The following is a 17,052-nucleotide window of genomic DNA, read 5'->3' as shown; positions in this document are numbered from 1 at the left end:
GAAGTCTTATTTTTTCTTCTTGTCAGAAGGCTGTTCTTTTTCTATTGGATTATCATTAGATCCGAAGAAATCTTTCACTTGTTTTTCAAGTCTTTTCATAAAGTCACCTACAGTTCCATCTGTTCCTGGCATTGGTCTGCTCATATTCTCTGCAGTCATATATGGACGGGATTCTGCAAAAGGATCTGCTTTGTATCCTTCATAAGATTTAAGAAACTTTTCTTTTGATGTAGGCGTTACTGTATTGCTCATCATTCCCATTTTGGCATTAATCTTATCAGCATAAGATAATTCTTCGTAGTTTTCTATTTTTTTATTGCCGCTTAACTGCCATGAGTAATTTTTATCACCATCTTCAATTTTTACAATCAGCCCTGGAAGTCCTTTAAATTTGTAAGGTCCATCCTGAAAAGGGATATCCGAACTGAACCATGCTGTCCATGTTCTTCCTCCAAATTCAGTAGTTGCTTTCTGAGCATTGTACGCGCCTATTTTTTGTTTATCTGGTAGAATACTCCATTGCAGCTTCGGATCGTCTTCATATGAAAACAGATTTCTGCTGATTCTGTCTACATACTGTACTTTCATGTCAGGATAAGTCTTAATAATTTTATAGGAAAATTTCGGCCACCTAATCAACTTGGTCATATCCTTAAAAGATTTGGTTTTCTCCATTTCTTCTATCTGAACTTTAATGATAGAATCCTGAGCGGGCATTGTATAATCCTGATAGATTGATTTTTTTGGCGTGATATCAAGAATGGTAATGATTTTATCCATTCTTGCTGAATCTTTCTTAGGCTTAAAAGTCAGTTCATAAAAGAAACGGTTGGCTGTTTCTTTCGACTCCTGAGCGCCTGCAAAAGCAAACAGAGTGATCAAAAATATAGAGAATAACTTTTTCATTGTAACAAGTTTATATAATTAGTAATCATATGTCTTCTTTTGTTACAGTTTTTTTCAAATTTTATTTTCCAGTAAAAAATATTCTTCCTTTTCAATCTTTACTACTTAAAAAATTATGATTCTGTTAGAACAGTTTCATTTTTAAAACGCTTACCTTTAAGTTTCTAAAAAACAAAATATTATGGACACTTTATCTCAATTAAAATCCGAACTGGAGGGAGAATTTCAAACCACAAAAAAATTTATTGAACTATTCCCTGAAGGAAAAAATGATTATGCTCCACATGAAAAAAGTATGAAAATGATGCCCCTTGCCACCCATCTTGTAGAAGTTTTTGAATGGCCGAACACAATTTTAAAAACTTCTGAACTGGATTTTGCCAAAGGAGATTATAAACCTACCATTCTTTCTACAAGAGATGAACTGATGAAAAAACTGGAAGATGATTACCAGTCAGCAAAAACAGCATTAGAAAACAGTACAGAAAACGATCTGAATCCCAGCTGGACGATTAAAAATGACGGCCATGAGCTGGCAAGCTGGAGCAAATATGGGGCAATACGCCATGCCTTAAACCAGATTACTCATCACAGGGCTCAACTAGGAGTGTATTACAGGCTGAACAATATTCCTTTGCCGGGAAGCTATGGGCCTTCAGCAGACCAGCAAAGTTTTTAATTAACATCTCAATATATCTCAACAAAAAACCAATCCGCATGGATTGGTTTTTTGTTTTATTTAAAGTTGAATTTTACGGTTAGCATGACCTGGCTTGGGCGAAGCTGAATTTTCGTGTAAGAAGAACTATTTGTTGTTTGATTGATATTATAGGTTTCAAAGAATTTTCTGTTAGCAATATTCAACCATTTAATTTCAAAATCAATTTTCTTTTTAGACCATGAAAATTGGTAAGAAATATCATAGAACGCATTCTTATATTTATTACTTCCATCACTTGTATTCACCTGATCCCAATTGAATCCAATCGTATGGTCTTCTATAGGATAGAAATAAACTGCCAGATTGTGATTAAATCCTGTATTGACACCGAGCCTGCTCTGATTAGAACTCAAGCCTATATTATCTTGCTTGTTTCTTGATAAATTAAGTGTATAATCTACACTTGCCCAGCTAAAATAGGTATTATTGAACTTAAGTCCATAAGTCTGAGTATTGTTTTTGCTCAAATATTGAGTGTCATCCAAGAACGCATCACTTTTTGTCAATGTATTTCCATAGCTCACAGAAGCATTGGTCTTGAATTTTGGGAAGTATTTACCAACCTCAACATTAAATCTATTACTCTTTGAATGATTTTCTCTTTCAATGTATCGGATTAAAGTAGACCCCGTTGCTGCATCCAAAATTGGAGAAGAAAGCAAATTTCTTTTACTATCACTCAATGAATAATTAATATTAAAGAATAGATTGTTTAATGGATTTCTGTATTCAATTCTAGATCCTGCCATTTTTGACGTTATTTGAGGTATCGGGTTATTAGGATCCATTACATTAAATCCTCTAGGGCTTAATAACATGTAACCTGCATAAGCCGTTTGAATATCTCCAAAATTATTGCTGATGTTTCCATTCAAACTTGCTTTCCAGAATGAAGCAAATGAATACTGAATAAAAGCATTTGGAGTAAACGTTGTCTTATTTAGTGATTTTGAAACTCCTCTTAAATCATCTTCAGCTTTAATGCTATTGAAATTTGCTGGAAAATTTGCAAAAATACTCCAAGCTTCAGATTTATAATTAACACCTAGCGAAGCAGAAGGAACAATTTCTGTAAATTTCAGGTTGTTTTCATAAATACCATCATTGAAATTTGGCGGTACATCATTCGGCACAGAAGGATTTTGAATTGCTTGCCCATCAAAGTTTGTATTTAGCTTATCTGTAGAGAAATCAAATCCCACCTGAGGAGTGAATGTCCATCCTTTTTTAGAAAAACTAATATTTGCTGAATGTGAGGTATCTAAAGTTTTTAGTCTGAACTGTTGTAGCGCTAAAGTGCCTGGTGCAAAATTTACAATGCCATATCTATCTTTTTCGTTAGGATCGTTCGGGTTTACCTTTGGAAGTTTGTATGGCAACTGTAAATAACTTGCCGGATCTACTTTTAATGTCTGCTGATCATCCTGATAATTGATATATGATTTGAAATTCACCATCTTTTCTCCCCATGGAATAATAGTACTCAATGAGTTTTGGAAAGATGATGTTGGAGATTCCACTCCCTGATTTCCTGATCTTCCTGCTCTTTCAGCAAATGCTCTGTCTGCATTCCAGAACTGGCTGAAACTTGTGGTATTTTTAAAGAACCCTTTCTTAGCATTTTTGGTAAAGATTAATTCTCCTTTCAGTTTATCTGTATAAAAATTATTCCTTGTACTCATTATCACCGTGGACGGTTGTGGACGTTCTATGGTTGGAAAATAAGTTGTTTCTTTATAGTCTTCTCTTTCTACTGCATTGTTGGTATAATTTGCATTAATCTTCAATTCCCACTCTTTCTTTTTATCAATATTTGTTAAATAGTTTGCAGACAAATAGTGAACATTATTCATCAGATATCTTTTCACTGGCAAATTCGGAGTATCTGCATTCTCTACACTCAACCAGTTATTTTGAGAGATATTACTTCTTCTTCCTTCCCATGAACTTCCAAACGCCAGAATATTCCCTTCATTTTCCACCTGTTCACCCATGTTATTGGTTTTATAATTGACTACCCATTGGCTTTTCTGCCCGAAAAACATGGGAGTCAGTTTTACATTCCAAAGCCATGGATCTCCAAAACCGGTTCCTACCTCACCTCTACCTGTCATGGTGACAGAGTTTTTAAGCTTGATATTGATAGCTGCCTGATCAGAAGGCACTTTGTCCTGAAGTATTTTTACCGGCTGGTGGTTCTCCAGAACTTCTACTTTCTGTACGGCATCTTTTGGAAGAGAGTTGTTGATGGTTCCATAACCTCCTTCCATAAGGTCTTTTCCATTGACGTAAAATTTATTGATGGCATTCCCCTGGTAAAGAATTGTTCCGTCCTTGTTTACTTCAATTCCCGGAATCTTCTTCATTACATCCGCAAGGGTTCGGTCATTTTTACTATTGAAAGCCTTAAGATCATAAGAAATGGTGTCACCTCTTGCGGTGATCATTTTGGTTTTCAGCTGTACTTCTTTAATTTCTGTAGCTTCAGACTGCATTTTAAAGTTCAGAGTCTGATCGCTGTTACTGATTTGCTTTGTAAGAGGTTTCTGATTGAACGCTTTCACTTTCAGATCCACATTGGATTCAGCGGAAGTGAAGGTTACTTTATATTCTCCTTTTGAGTTCGTAATAGCGTAAGCAAGAATAGCGTCTTTGCCGGGCTCTTCGATCGTCACACTGGCACTGGGTATCGCGACCCCATCATCATCGGTGATCTTTCCTGAAACCGTTTTCTGCGCAAAAGTAAGCACAGTAAAGAATAGCATCAGAAATAAAGAAATATTTTTTTTCATACTTATTATTTGCTCAATTAGTTAATGGTTATTGTTTTTTGTTACACTTTTTATAAAGATGAGTTTTACGATTAAAGGTTAAATCTTTATCACTACAAACATAGTGATAATTTTTAAACTTTTGTTTTTCTATGAAAAAGAAATATATTAAAAAAGAATCAAAACGATTCGCCCTTTTTTTTATGATATCTATTTCATGATAAGATGATCTTTGGCATATAGATTCTGCAAAAGAAGAGTTAAATTAATTTTTGATTTGTGTAACATAATATGAATAGGTTTTGTCTTAATGAAGGCATAAACAACAATTTTAAAGGGAAGTAAGAAAATTGATATTTTTACTTATTCTAAATAGGAAAATCTGATTTGAATCATAGATTAAAAAAAAATTAAACACTCGTACATATATATATATTTAATAATTTTGTAACATAAAATTTATAAAATGGGAATTATTTTAAAGCCTATAGATGTTGTAGAAGACATTTCTAAAGAAGATTTCTACGAAAAATATCTGAAGCCAAGAAGGCCCGTTGTCATCAGAAATATGGCAAAAAAGTGGCCTGCTTATCAAAAATGGACGATGGAATATATGAAGGAAGTTGTAGGAGATGTGGAGGTTCCGCTATACGACAGCTCAAAGGCAGATCCTTCGGCTCCCATCAATGCATCAGCAGCAAAAATGAAGTTTGGAGATTATATAGATCTTATCCAGCGAGAGCCAACCGATCTTAGAATTTTTCTCTTCGACCCTATAAAATATGCCCCGAAATTACTGGAAGATTATATTTCTCCCAAAGACCTGATGGGAGGATTCCTGGATAAATATCCGAATATGTTCTTTGGTGGAAAAGGATCAGTGACGTTCCTTCACTTTGACATTGATATGGCTCATATTTTCCATACTCACTTCAACGGAAGAAAACATATTCTTCTTTTTGATTACAAATGGAAAGAAAGGCTGTATCAGATTCCGTATGCAACCTATGCCCTGGAAGATTATGATATTGAAAATCCTGACTTCACCAAGTTCCCTGCACTGGATGGTGTGGAAGGAATTGAGTGTTTCCTTGAACATGGAGATACATTGTTCATGCCTACCGGATGGTGGCATTGGATGAAATATCTGGACGGAAGTTTCTCAATTTCTTTAAGAGCCTGGGACAAATCATGGGCTGTAAAAGCACATTCCCTATGGAATCTTACCGTACAGCGTAAATTTGACGATATCATGAAGTCTAATTTCAAAAAGAAATACATGGACTGGAAGGAGAAAATGGCGATCAAAAGAGCAGAAATAGCTTTGAAAAGAGGCTTACCAAGATAATTAAAAAACAGGCGTTTCCGTGGAAACGCCTGTTTTAGTTTAATTCTTTATTATCAATTAATTACAACACTCTGTAAACCGGATACTGCCTGAAAGTTTTCTCTTCAAAATAAGGAGAATGCCTGTAGATCCAATCCAGTTGTGCAGTTCCATCTTCGGACAGTTTTTTGTCTGACACTTTCGCTGCTTCAAAGGCTTCTTTCAGCTTTTTATCTTTTTTCAGGAGTTCGGCAGCTGTATCTTCGAAAATATAAGCAGAATAGTATTCTTTCTGCGCCAGAATTCCATCGAAGAAATTCCAGTTGAAAAATGAATCTAATGCCTCAGGCTCAAGAGTTTCTATAATATATTTTACCCCTGGCTGATCGGTAGTAACAAGATAATCCCCTGCCGAAAACAGCAAACTTTTACGGGAAGCATCAACCGTCGTTTCAAAGTGCAGATAATGGCCTTCATAAGGGTTTTTAACGGTTTTAAAATCTTTGATTTTATAGGACTCAACAGACAAAGTACTGTCTTTCTGCAAAGGACTCATCTGAATATTGTTTCTCTTCAATTCTTCAATTACACGATATTGTGATTGTGGAATGACATAATACTTCGGAATGGTAATATATCCCGTTGGAACAGCTGTTGTAAAAAGCTTGATGTTCTTTGTAAAAGGCTTATTACGGTCATAATACAGCCTTGGCTTCCCCGAAACTTCACTAGGTTTGTACTTTCCTTCGTAGCCCTTAAAATCCATCGTTGAAAATTTTGTGGAGTCTATTTTCCAACGGATTCCATATTGTTTTCCGGCCTGATACTGTTTTAAATTTTCAATACGGAGCTGCTTTATGGTATGATAATCTTTATCCAAATTCTGCAGGTTCACCAACATATATTTGTAGGTAGCATCTACCCTTTTATCATAAGGCTTCAACATATGGGTTTCCGGAACAGTTCCTAAGGAATTGAAAAGCGAAGTATATCCTGTAGAATATCTGGGAGAGTCTTCAAATGAGGCAAATCCTACTTCCGGAACATCTCCGTGAATGTTGACGTAAGGTGTACTTTCATACCCCAGCTTTTTCATATCTTCAAGATTTTTAGCCTGATAATGATTGTAGAAGTAATTCCCCAGAGTATTGCCCAGACGTTCTTTAAAAGTAGAAATATAGGTAAACGTATATTGATAATCCGCTCCGTTGCTGACGTGATTATCAATAAAAACATCCGGTTTTAACCACTGGTAGATTTCCTGAAAGCTTCTGGCATTTTTGGAATCTGCCTTGATAAAATCTCTGTTCAGATCATAATTTCTTGCATTTCCCCTGAAACCGTACTGCTCCGGTCCATTCTGATTGGCTCTCGAGTAAGATCCTCTGTTGAGCATTCCACTGACATTGTAAGCGGAAATAGCAGCAATAATAAAGTTCTGCGGAGTTTTAATTTTTTTAGCCGCCAGATCTCTCATCAGCATCATGGTAGCATCTATTCCATCCGGCTCTCCCGGGTGAATTCCATTGTTGACAAAAAGAATGGCTTTGTTTTTTCTTAATTTTTCAAGGTCTTTTTCAGGAAAAGGATTATAAACCACTACATAAATGGGTTTTTCATTGTCATCTTCTCCCTTTTTAAGGTATTGAATGGTATTGAAATTTTTAGCCAGATTCTGGTAATAGCTATTCATTTCATCGTAGGTAACAGTTTGATTTCCGTTTCCTTTTTCAAAAGGGGTCTGAAATGATTTTTGAGCCAAAAACAAGGTAGAACTCAGGGTGAATAAAAGATATTTCAGTTTCATTGAAGTCATATTTTCAGACTTTAAAATTAATCATCTTTTGTGAGAAACGGGGATGGGTTGACAGTCAAAATTACAAAAGGTAAAATTGTTTTGCAGATAGAAACCTAACAGGTTTTGAAAACCTGTTAGGTTTGTTCTCAACAGTATTAATTTCGCCCTTTTTCTTTTGGATATAAGAAAGGAAGCGGATCGCTTTGCCAGAATTCTTTGGAATCGATATCCATGATAGATAAAGATCCGGTATAAGCCGCTCCGGTGTCCATATTCCAGATATTGGCTTTGTTGGCCGGTACTGTAATTCCGATATCAAGAGTCGGTGTATGCCCTATAAATATTTCATTGTACAAAAGCAGTCTCTTAGGATAAAGCTCTGAGTTTTTCTGCAGTTTTTTATCCATTGCAACAGCCGTTTCCCAGAGGGTTCTGTCCCAGCGGTAATTGCTGGAATATACTTCTCTTTCGGGGCCGTGCATGGAAGCATATCCGGCATGAATAAACAACCGGTTCTGATCGTCAATATGATAGTTTTTCATCCTTTGAAAAAATTCAAGGTGAAGATCCAGATCTTCCAGAAGATATTCTTTGTAGCTCTCAACAGTACTTTTTCCTCCGTTGAAAAGCCAAACATCAGGATTTTTGCCTGATGTTAACCAATCTTCGCACCATGCATCGTGGTTTCCTTTGATGAAAATACATTCCTGCTTTTTGGAGAGATCCATTAAAAAATGTATTATTTCAGAAGACTCACTCCATCCGTCTACATAATCTCCCAGGAAAATCAGCTGATCATTTGGCGTAACCTCGGCTCTTTCAAGAACCTGCCGTAAGGCTTTAAATCCTCCGTGAATGTCTCCAACCACTAATGTTCTGCTCATTTTACTTTGAAATATATTTTGCATCTACAAAATCTGTTAACCAAACCCCGTTTGCAGACTGATAGAAAGATAATCCTTCCTGATGCATTGTTCCGGTTCTGATGGTCAAAATCACAGGTTTACCGTGTCTCATTCCAACCTTGGTAGCAGTCTCTTTATCAGCACTTAAGTGTACATGCTGACGGCTTCTTTTTTCAATTCCTTTTTCTAAAATAGAAGAAATATTGGCTTCTGCTGTTCCATGGTACAGAAATTCCGGAGGCTGTCTGGCTTCCAAAGCCAGGTCAATATCAATAGAGTGTCCCTGACTTGCTCTGATCATTGTTTTATCTTCATTAAAAGCAAAACGCTTTTTGTTGTTTGTTTCTACCACCTCATCCAATTCTTCGGAGGTAAAATATATTCTCTTTTGGGCTGATTTTGCTCTCAGCTCTTCCACATCTGCCCAACCATTTTCATCCAGGGTAAGACCTATACTATCCGGCTGATGACGTAAGATCAGGCTTAAAAATTTACTTATCTTTTTCTTTTCTATTTCGTTCATGGGTTGTGTTTTAGTTCATTAATTTTTGGTGTAATTTCTCACATAATGCTTCAATATCATCCTTTCTCACCAGCTCAGAAATCCATTCTTGTGGAATATTTTCATATCCATAATAAATTCCGGCAATTCCTCCTGTGATAGCTCCCGTTGTATCGGTATCTTCCCCGAGGTTGACAGCCTTCAAAACAGCTTCAGAATAGGTTTCTGAGTTTAAAAAACACCATAGAGAGGCTTCCAGGCTGTGAAGAACATAGCCGCCGCTCTTAATTTCATCTTCAGGATATTTGGAAATATCATTTTTTAAGATCCTTCTGAAAAGTTCAATTTCATTAGGATTAAATCCTTGTTCTTCAGCATATTTTAAAGTGATATTCTGTGTTTGCTCATATGCTTCTTTTTTATTCTTTCCTTTCAACAGTTGAATGGCAAAAATGACATAGATGAAACAGGCAAAAACAGAACGGAAATGGCCGTGAGTTATTGCAGAAACCTCTTTTACCGTCAGATAGAGTTTCTGAATATCATTTTCCTTCTCAAGATAGAAAGCGAGGGGAAGAATTCTCATCAGAGAACCATTCCCGTTGTCTTCTTCAAAAATATTTCCTGAAAATCGTGCACTCTCACCTTTGATTAATCTCGCCAGAGAATGTCTTGTCGTTCCTCCAATGTCAAAAAGCCTTCCATGGGCAGTCCAGTGACCGTATTTATTCCATTTTACGAAACTCTGTCCGATTTTTTCCAGATCATATCTTTTGGAAAGTTCATCAGCAAGGCAAAGTGTAAGAGAGCTGTCATCACTCCAGGTTCCTTTGGGTTGGTTCCATGACATATACTCCAGCATTTTCGTTACCGGAAAACGTTTTAAATCTTCTCTTTTTTTGAATTCTACAGGAACGCCAAGAGCGTCACCTATGCAAACACCCATAATTCCAGCTTTTACCTTATTTTCCATCAAGCTAAATTGACTAATTTATCAAATAATATTTTCATTCCCTGAGTGGCTGTTTCCTTCATTACTACAGCTCTCTGTCCGTATCCGAATCCCGTTTCATTAGGATTGATGACAATTAAAAGACAATCGTCTTTGATATCATGAATCAGTCCTGCTGCGGGATATACCTGCAAAGAAGTCCCGATAACCAGCAGAATATCCGATTCTTTTACGATTTCTCTTGCCGTTTGATACAAAGGGACATCTTCTCCAAACCAAACGATAAATGGTCTTAATTGTGCCCCATCTTCAGCTTTATCACCAATTTTAATATCATCTTTTTGTTCATAAATCAGGCTTTTATTATTACTCGAACATGACTTGAACAATTCTCCATGAATATGAAGAATCTTAGTAGATCCTGCTCTTTCGTGAAGGTCATCAATATTCTGGGTAATGATCTGAACATCAAAATATTTTTCCAGCTCTGCCAGTAAGCGATGAGCTTCGTTGGGCTGTACTTCATGCAGCTGGCGTCTTCTCTGGTTGTAAAATTCCAGAACCAAAGCTCTGTCCTTTTTCCAGCCTTCCGGACTTGCCACATCCGTTACATTATGATTTTCCCAGAGACCGTCTCCGTCTCTGAAGGTTTTTATTCCGCTTTCGGCACTGATTCCTGCACCGCTTAATATGGTTAGTTTTTTCATTGGTTTTTAATTTTTTCTATTAAAACTTGGCCCGCAACAATAATAAGCACGATTATAATAAAAGGAGCTACCAGAATCCCTAAAAGGGTATTTCCTATTCTTTTAAGTCGCTTTGGTCCAAATTTATCTTTCGTTTTATAATTGATAAAATCTACAAAATTTTCTTTATTTGTAAGCTCTTTATCATATCCTCGCCAATCAAAATTGGTCATAAAGTCTCCAAAAATATACAGATCGGGAGATTCAGGATGTGATAAATTGAAAAAATAAAAGGTTTCAAAATCCTGTCCCACCAGAGGTTCATACTCTATATTATACTGAAAACAAAAAAGACTTTCGGTGCTCAGTAAGCCTCTTTGCTTCAAAGCATCTTTCAATTGATTTTGGTATTTTTTCAGCTTTACAATATCATTTTCCACAGGGAAAACATTTGATTCTTTTCCAGCATGTTGAAGATAATAAATATAATTTTCAGGAAACCGCAGATTCAATTCTTTCTGAAGAAAAGCAATTTCTTCATTTGCCAATCCCACGTTAGGATCTTCAGGTTGATCTACGAATCTGAAATTATTTTTTTTCACAGTTGTAAAAGGTCTTTATAAATCTTTTCATTTTCATCATCAAAACAGACAAAAATAACTTTCTCAAAACTATCTGAATGAAATTTTCTGACTTCATCTACCGCAATTTTTCCTGCCAGTTCTTTTGGAAATCTATAGACTCCTGTACTAATATTAGGAAAAGCAATGGTTTTCACACCAAGGCTTTCCGCTAATTTCAAAGAATTATGATAGCAGTTTGCAAGAAGTTTTGATTCTTTCTCAGCATGACCATTCCAAACCGGGCCTACCGTATGAATAACATACTTTGCCGAAAGATTTCCGGCAGTAGTTACGACAGCTTCGCCAGTATTACACTTTCCTTGCCTGTTTCTGATTGCCCTGCATTCTTCCAATATCTTAGAACCTCCTGCCCGATGAATGGCACCATCAACTCCTCCTCCACCAAGTAAGGAAGAATTGGCTGCGTTGACAATAGCATCGGCCTTGATTTTTGTGATATCCCCTTTTATTAATTCAATTTTCATTGTATTTCTTCAAATGGTTTCAACATTTCTTCTTTCTTGGTAAGCACTGCGAAAACCACTCTTTTAAATTTATTTTTATATTTTCCCTGAAGATGTTTTTTAAATAATCCTGCAATTTCTTTTGGATCATTTTTGAAAACTCCACAGCCCCATGCACCCAAGATTAACACTTCATTTCCTTGTTGTAAAGCCAGTGAAAGCATTTTATCCATTCTAAGATCCATTGCATCAAGAATTTCATGTGCTCTTTCCGGTTCCTGACGTTTTACCACGCCTGCATTGACTGCCGGAGACGTGATGAAATTACACAGAACAGGCTTAGGAAGCAACTCTCCCTTATCTTTCCTGAAAACAGGAACTTTAGGACTGTAAATCATTGTATCCGTATAAAAACAGGATTCCATTGCACGATGAATTGTGTAATAATCAAATGCCTGAAGTAAGCTTTCATACAGTCCGGAAGTTCTTGCCAGACTTTCTTCCTGTGCTTCTGCTCCATTGATAAATCCTCCACCCGGATTTTTTGCTGATGCAAAATTGAGACACATAATCTTTTCCTGATTTTCTTCTTCGGCTAATTGTAAAATTGCTTTTAAAGAACTGCACTTCCAGGTTTCAATTTTTGTTTCAAAACTGATTTCCGGCAACGGAGATTCTTTCATTTCAGAAAGCTGTTCCGGAGTGAAAAGAGAGGTTTCTTTTTTACTGATTTCCAGCTCGTTTTCTATATTTATTTTTTCGTTATGTTCGTTAATATAATATTTTTTAGCTAAGATATCCAAAGTATCTTTTGCCATTCCTTTATTAGTCATCGTTAGTTTTTTTATGTTGATCATCAAATCTTCCAACTCAGCACTTGCAGCCTTCTTAAAGTCATCTCCTATAAAGACTTTGATTACTTTGATATCTCCTACAATTGCCTTATTAAAGCTGTTAAGATCCTCAGAAGGAACCCATAATTCATTGTGATTTCTAGCCCCAACATTCTGTGCAGGATATTGATCCGTCACTTTTTCCAACACCTCAAACCGGGTTACAAAACCAAGATAGTTTCCAGCTTCGTCTCTGGTGTTCCATTTTTCCGCAATCTCTGAAGCATATTCTTCATTAAGAACGGGGTAAAAAATGGGCTGCCATTCCAGTCTTGGAGGAAATTTTTTAAATCCGCTTTCCATAATCAATATCATTTCTTTTTCTCCTACCGGTCTGTATAATGTTGTTGTTTTCATGACGTTCGTTTATTTGGTTATACTGTGGCTCCAATTCTGTAAGCCAGTTCTTTTGACAGAGGATAGTTTTTTTCTACCGGCAGCAGTTTTTTTGCCTTATCAAATTCTCCCGACCTGGTAAGATTCAGAATCTTCTTAACCAAAGGAGAATAATCCTCTATTTTTACAATCCATTCTTCATTGAACTCTTTAATCAATGAGCGGCTGATTCCTACCTGAATGGAACGGTAATTCAGTTTTGCTCCTTTAATATTCCTTTCAGGATCCCACTGCACATATATTCCGGCATTTTCAAAATCTTTTTCCCATTTTCGGGGATCGGGATAAACCCTTTTTTCAGGTGAAGTAAGAATTGCTTTGCTTAAAGCTTCCTCCCAGGCTTCTCTTTTAATATGTATGGCCAGGGTACATTCCTGATTGGGTTTCTGTCCATAGTTGCTGCGCTCCATCATCCAGAGAAAAGAAGGCTTTATCCAGGTCATCCTGTTGAATGAAAAAGGAGCTGTAAATTTCTGATTCTCTACGGCTGATTTTGCAATTGCTTTATTATAGGCCTGATAGACAATCAGCGTGTCATTTTTATAATCTGCTCTTATTTCAAATTCTCTCATTGTTGGTTAATTTATTAAAAATCATACACATATACCTCCACATTCTTTACAAGCAATGTTCTTTCGATAATAGGTTCAATTTCTTCCCATTTTCCTCCTGCCAGTCCACATCCGATTCTTGGCATGTGAACGCTTGCGTTCAGCAGCAAAGCTTCGTTGGAAAGTTTTTCCAGAGCTTTTTCAATGGCATCATACCGAACAGGGACACCATTACTTCCGGTTTTTATTCCTTTTTGCCCGATTATATTGGCTACAAAAATGTATTTTTCAACCTGAACCAATTGAATTTCTCCTAAAGCAAAATTATTTTTACTTCTGAAACGGTGCCAGTTTCTATATTCTTTTTCCGGCTCTTCCCATCTTTTGGAAACTGCCAGTACAAAACCTTTTCCCCAACCTCCGATATCATTGCAGATGTGGGCGATGATCTTTATTCCTTTGGCCTGTGGGACCGTAGCATCCCCTTTTAAATATTGTATCGTTTTCATGGTTATTTACTTTTATTCTCTATCATTTCCTCCTCTCCAAATAAAATTAACATTTTTAACTGCTGAATTTAAAAAATCCGTTTAAAATCTTTAGAATAAGGAGAATAGGATCCATAGACAACATCAAATTCCTCATCAAGATTTTCTACTTTAAATTCCTCATCAATCTGATCCAGACAAGTAATGACAAGATTTTTTTTAACCGGAAATGCATAAGCTCCATCCAGTTTTAAGGCATAATTCAGCAGTTTGTAATCTATTTCTCCGGTTCTTAGCTCCTTTTGATATTCATTGAATATACAGATTTCTTCTTCATTGTTTTTCAGATCCATTACTTTTTCATTGCTCATCCAGCCATTTCCGTGACGGGTAGAATAGCTTCTGGTGACATAATACATTTCAACGTCTTCAATTTTTAAAAGCCTACAGATCTCAAAGGCATTTTTTGAAGTGGTATGGGCATAGGTCACATTGGGAAAAACGCCGTGATCCATATCGAGTAAAATACCCTGACTTCCTTCAAAAATAAGGTGATCGAAGCTAGCCAGATAGTTATAGTCACTTATTTTCCAATCCATACTGTCAATAGCATCTAAAAAAGGCTGTAAAAGTTCACTAATTTCGTTTTTATCTATAAAGCCATAATAATAGGCAATTCCTTTCAGCTTTTCCATCAGCATCTCTCTGGGCGCAACCAGGTCTGCAGCAAATAGTTTATAAGGGCTTTCGTGTCTTTTCATCGTGGCTCCCACTCCTTTTCCGCAGGTTCCGTGTTCCAGATTACGGGCATTTGTTCTGTTCTGCCATACATCGAAAGGAGTTGTCAGCTTTGCCAATGGATGGATATGCAGCTCAATGTTTCCGTTCTTTGCTTTTAACTCTTCTCTTTCATTGAGTAGAAAAACCGGATGAATGGTACAATGCTCGGTAAAGTAAGAAGGCAGACCACGAAGTGCACCGCTTGCAAAACTGGAATGCACATGCTTTCTTTCATTCATCATTACGGTATGGGCAGCCTGCTGTCCTCCTGAAAATCTGATCACAACAGCTTCCGGATTCTGAGAAGCCAGAAAATCTGTGGTAATTCCTTTTCCTTCATCACCAAAACCAAGTCCTATTACGATTTGCGCCTTTTTCATCTCTTTTTATTTTTTTAAACCTTAATGACCGCTTTATCAATTTACTACTGGTATTCAGAAATTCTAAAGCATTTGAAACTGATCCAACCCTCCTGTTCCTGGTGTCCCAAAGGTTTGGTCTTTAAATTTATCACAGATAATGTTTTTTATAACATCCGGAATGTTCCTGTGATCTGCTATGGAAATACAGTTTTGTCCTAATAATTCTTTCCAGCCTCTGTCTGCTCTCAGTGCCTGATCCGAATGCAAAACACTGATGTGGTATACTTCGTATTTTTTCTGTGCTTCTTCCAGCAGTTCAAAATGAGTATAGGTTTGCTGCCCTTTTCCCATAATTTCCCTGATGGCGGAAGCAGGAAGTGTTTTTAAACAAGGTTCATCACCTACGGTAAACAGCAGTCCTTTTTGTTTTCTCTTTTCAAAGGCATCTGTTCTTGTGTGAAATGCTGCAAAATACCACGCTAAAAGATAACTTTCACCTGCATTCCCACCTCCTCCAGATTCAATATAGGTTCGGGTAAGCCACATATCCAGTTCTGCATCTCCTGATTCGAACTGTCCCACCTGTAGCGGATAACCATCACATTCATGATCTCCGATTCCAAGGAATAGTAAGGCCGGATCAGGAACGCCTCCCTGGATGATTCCGCCCATGAGTTTCGGTAATCCATCTCTGATCAACTCATGAGGAATATGTCCCATACTTCCGGTAACATCTAATCCTAAAATAATGGGAACTGAATTGGGGTGGACTTCCGAATCCCGGGATTCCCTGAAAGAAATTCCATGTGGATTCATCGATTCATGAGCTATTCTTTTGGCATTCTGAGTGAAAATTTCCCCTGCGGATTTTGTTCCGTAACCTGCTTTTCTTGCTCTGTCATAACGAGCTTCTAAATCATATCTTGTACTTCCCATGACTATAATTTTTTTCCAAATAAATATTCAAATCTCTTTTGGGTAACTTCGAGCTGAATATTCAGATTTCTGATTGTTAATGATAATTCCATGTCTTTCTGAACGAATGCTTCGGGATTGAAATCCGCAAAAGTCAGACTGTTTCTGTCTAAAGGACTGATATCAATAAGCCCTTCCTGTTCGCGCTCGAGTCTTTTAATTTTTAATTCGATATCTTCCACTCTGCGCCTGTAAATCAGTTCGGAATCTGCTCCGATGATTTTTGCACGGTCTTCTCTGATCTGATCATTATTTCTTTGTAATGATTCGATAAATCTGGGTTTTAATTCATCTTCCATGATCAAATATTTTTATTTGTGTTAAAATTACGCTAATTAAACAAGACATAGCAATGCCTTTATTTTTTAAGAATGGTTATTTCCTGTAATACATGATATCCGTTCTTAAAACATACTTTACTCCGCTAATTAAAGTTTTTCCTTCGTGCCTAAGCGGGTGATGAAAAATAAGTGCTGTTCCTTTTTTGGGAGCTACGGTAAATAAGTTCTCAAATTCTGTTTCTCCGCCTTCAAAGTCATCATTCAGATAGATCATAAAGGTATAAAAGCTCTTTTCTTTTTCATTCCGGATATAACTTCCGTCTCTGTGCATTTTAAACTGCTGACCCGGAGCATACTTATAAACCCGGAGCATTTCATTAAAGTTAAGAATCTGATATCCATCATGTTCCTGAGGCAGAAATTCTACAGCCTTGGTAAAAAGTTCCTCAGCCATTGCGGTATCAAAAATCATCAGCCGGTCATTATTTCTGATCCCCTTATTCATCTGCTGGCGTCCCAATACATTGATCTTTGCTTCTTCAAATACTTTGTCCTGTGAAAGACTGATATAATGATCACATTCAGTCTCAGTAAGAAAATTTTCAATCAGAAATATTTGTGGGTGTAATTCTATTTTTTCCATAATTAATATTTTGTGTCTGGTTTGTGTT

Annotated in this window: 18 protein-coding genes; 2 read left to right on the top strand and 16 right to left on the bottom strand. The window is 36.6% G+C overall.

All coding sequences use genetic code 11. The features are described 5' to 3' along the window. Window positions 1-6: 6 nt before the first annotated feature. Complete coding sequence (locus AB1278_RS01210) at window positions 7-906, bottom strand: GLPGLI family protein (protein ID WP_202842234.1); 900 nt, start codon at window positions 904-906, stop codon at window positions 7-9. A 181-nt stretch (window positions 907-1,087) separates the two neighbouring features. Between AB1278_RS01210 and AB1278_RS01205 the strand changes: the two genes are divergently transcribed. After that, window positions 1,088-1,585, top strand: a complete 498-nt coding sequence (locus AB1278_RS01205) for a DinB family protein (protein ID WP_062672748.1) — start codon at window positions 1,088-1,090, stop codon at window positions 1,583-1,585. 56 nt (window positions 1,586-1,641) lie between these two features. Here AB1278_RS01205 and AB1278_RS01200 read toward each other — a convergent pair whose 3' ends face one another. Then, window positions 1,642-4,419, bottom strand: a complete 2,778-nt coding sequence (locus AB1278_RS01200; protein ID WP_429811888.1) for a carboxypeptidase-like regulatory domain-containing protein — start codon at window positions 4,417-4,419, stop codon at window positions 1,642-1,644. A 445-nt stretch (window positions 4,420-4,864) separates the two neighbouring features. On the opposite strand from AB1278_RS01200, the gene AB1278_RS01195 reads away from it, so the two are divergent. Further along, entirely contained in the window at window positions 4,865-5,746 is an 882-nt protein-coding gene (locus AB1278_RS01195) for a cupin-like domain-containing protein (RefSeq protein WP_110008924.1), read from the top strand. A 61-nt stretch (window positions 5,747-5,807) separates the two neighbouring features. On the opposite strand, the gene AB1278_RS01190 is transcribed toward AB1278_RS01195, so the two are convergent. From AB1278_RS01190 to AB1278_RS01125, 14 genes are all read right to left on the bottom strand, one after another. Further along, on the bottom strand, window positions 5,808-7,532 hold the full coding sequence (locus tag AB1278_RS01190) for a hypothetical protein (protein ID WP_202842230.1): 1,725 nt from the start codon (window positions 7,530-7,532) through the stop codon (window positions 5,808-5,810). Window positions 7,533-7,678: 146 nt separating this feature from the next. Then, a complete protein-coding gene (locus tag AB1278_RS01185; protein ID WP_202842228.1) occupies window positions 7,679-8,407 on the bottom strand; it encodes a metallophosphoesterase family protein in 729 nt (242 codons plus the stop codon). A 1-nt stretch (window position 8,408) separates the two neighbouring features. Beyond that, window positions 8,409-8,951 carry an RNA 2'-phosphotransferase gene (locus AB1278_RS01180; RefSeq protein WP_202842226.1) on the bottom strand — a complete coding sequence of 181 codons (543 nt, stop codon included), beginning with the start codon at window positions 8,949-8,951 and terminating at the stop codon, window positions 8,409-8,411. Window positions 8,952-8,961: 10 nt separating this feature from the next. Further along, a complete protein-coding gene (locus AB1278_RS01175) occupies window positions 8,962-9,903 on the bottom strand; it encodes an ADP-ribosylglycohydrolase family protein (RefSeq protein ID WP_411414398.1) in 942 nt (313 codons plus the stop codon). Next, entirely contained in the window at window positions 9,903-10,589 is a 687-nt protein-coding gene (locus AB1278_RS01170; protein ID WP_202842221.1) for an SIR2 family NAD-dependent protein deacylase, read from the bottom strand. The genes AB1278_RS01175 and AB1278_RS01170 overlap by 1 nt, the downstream gene beginning before the upstream one ends. Next, complete coding sequence (locus AB1278_RS01165) at window positions 10,586-11,170, bottom strand: hypothetical protein (protein WP_202842219.1); 585 nt, start codon at window positions 11,168-11,170, stop codon at window positions 10,586-10,588. The genes AB1278_RS01170 and AB1278_RS01165 overlap by 4 nt, the downstream gene beginning before the upstream one ends. Further along, window positions 11,167-11,676, bottom strand: a complete 510-nt coding sequence (locus tag AB1278_RS01160; RefSeq protein WP_202842218.1) for an O-acetyl-ADP-ribose deacetylase — start codon at window positions 11,674-11,676, stop codon at window positions 11,167-11,169. Before AB1278_RS01160 ends, AB1278_RS01165 begins: the two co-directional genes overlap by 4 nt. After that, window positions 11,673-12,905 carry a TIGR02452 family protein gene (locus AB1278_RS01155; protein WP_411414397.1) on the bottom strand — a complete coding sequence of 411 codons (1,233 nt, stop codon included), beginning with the start codon at window positions 12,903-12,905 and terminating at the stop codon, window positions 11,673-11,675. Before AB1278_RS01155 ends, AB1278_RS01160 begins: the two co-directional genes overlap by 4 nt. A gap of 17 nt (window positions 12,906-12,922) precedes the next feature. Then, the gene (locus AB1278_RS01150) at window positions 12,923-13,516 is read right to left on the bottom strand and encodes a DUF4291 domain-containing protein (RefSeq protein ID WP_429811880.1); all 594 of its coding nucleotides are present in this window, start codon (window positions 13,514-13,516) and stop codon (window positions 12,923-12,925) included. Window positions 13,517-13,530: 14 nt separating this feature from the next. Further along, a complete protein-coding gene (locus AB1278_RS01145; RefSeq protein WP_062672771.1) occupies window positions 13,531-14,004 on the bottom strand; it encodes a macro domain-containing protein in 474 nt (157 codons plus the stop codon). 68 nt (window positions 14,005-14,072) lie between these two features. Further along, complete coding sequence (locus AB1278_RS01140; RefSeq protein ID WP_411414395.1) at window positions 14,073-15,143, bottom strand: adenylosuccinate synthetase; 1,071 nt, start codon at window positions 15,141-15,143, stop codon at window positions 14,073-14,075. A 63-nt stretch (window positions 15,144-15,206) separates the two neighbouring features. Beyond that, window positions 15,207-16,061 (bottom strand): hypothetical protein, encoded by an 855-nt coding sequence (locus tag AB1278_RS01135; RefSeq protein ID WP_343642655.1) that lies wholly within the window; start codon window positions 16,059-16,061, stop codon window positions 15,207-15,209. A 2-nt stretch (window positions 16,062-16,063) separates the two neighbouring features. Beyond that, window positions 16,064-16,399: a hypothetical protein gene (locus tag AB1278_RS01130; protein WP_120232302.1), complete on the bottom strand. Its 336-nt coding sequence runs from the start codon at window positions 16,397-16,399 to the stop codon at window positions 16,064-16,066. A gap of 76 nt (window positions 16,400-16,475) precedes the next feature. Next, on the bottom strand, window positions 16,476-17,024 hold the full coding sequence (locus AB1278_RS01125; protein WP_429811875.1) for a 2OG-Fe(II) oxygenase: 549 nt from the start codon (window positions 17,022-17,024) through the stop codon (window positions 16,476-16,478). Window positions 17,025-17,052: the final 28 nt, after the last annotated feature.

Source organism: Chryseobacterium sp. NRRL B-14798 (assembly GCF_050470705.1).
Classification (GTDB): domain Bacteria; phylum Bacteroidota; class Bacteroidia; order Flavobacteriales; family Weeksellaceae; genus Chryseobacterium; species Chryseobacterium cupriresistens.
Note: the sequence above shows the minus strand (reverse complement) of the source record. Positions and strands in the feature narration are given on the sequence as shown.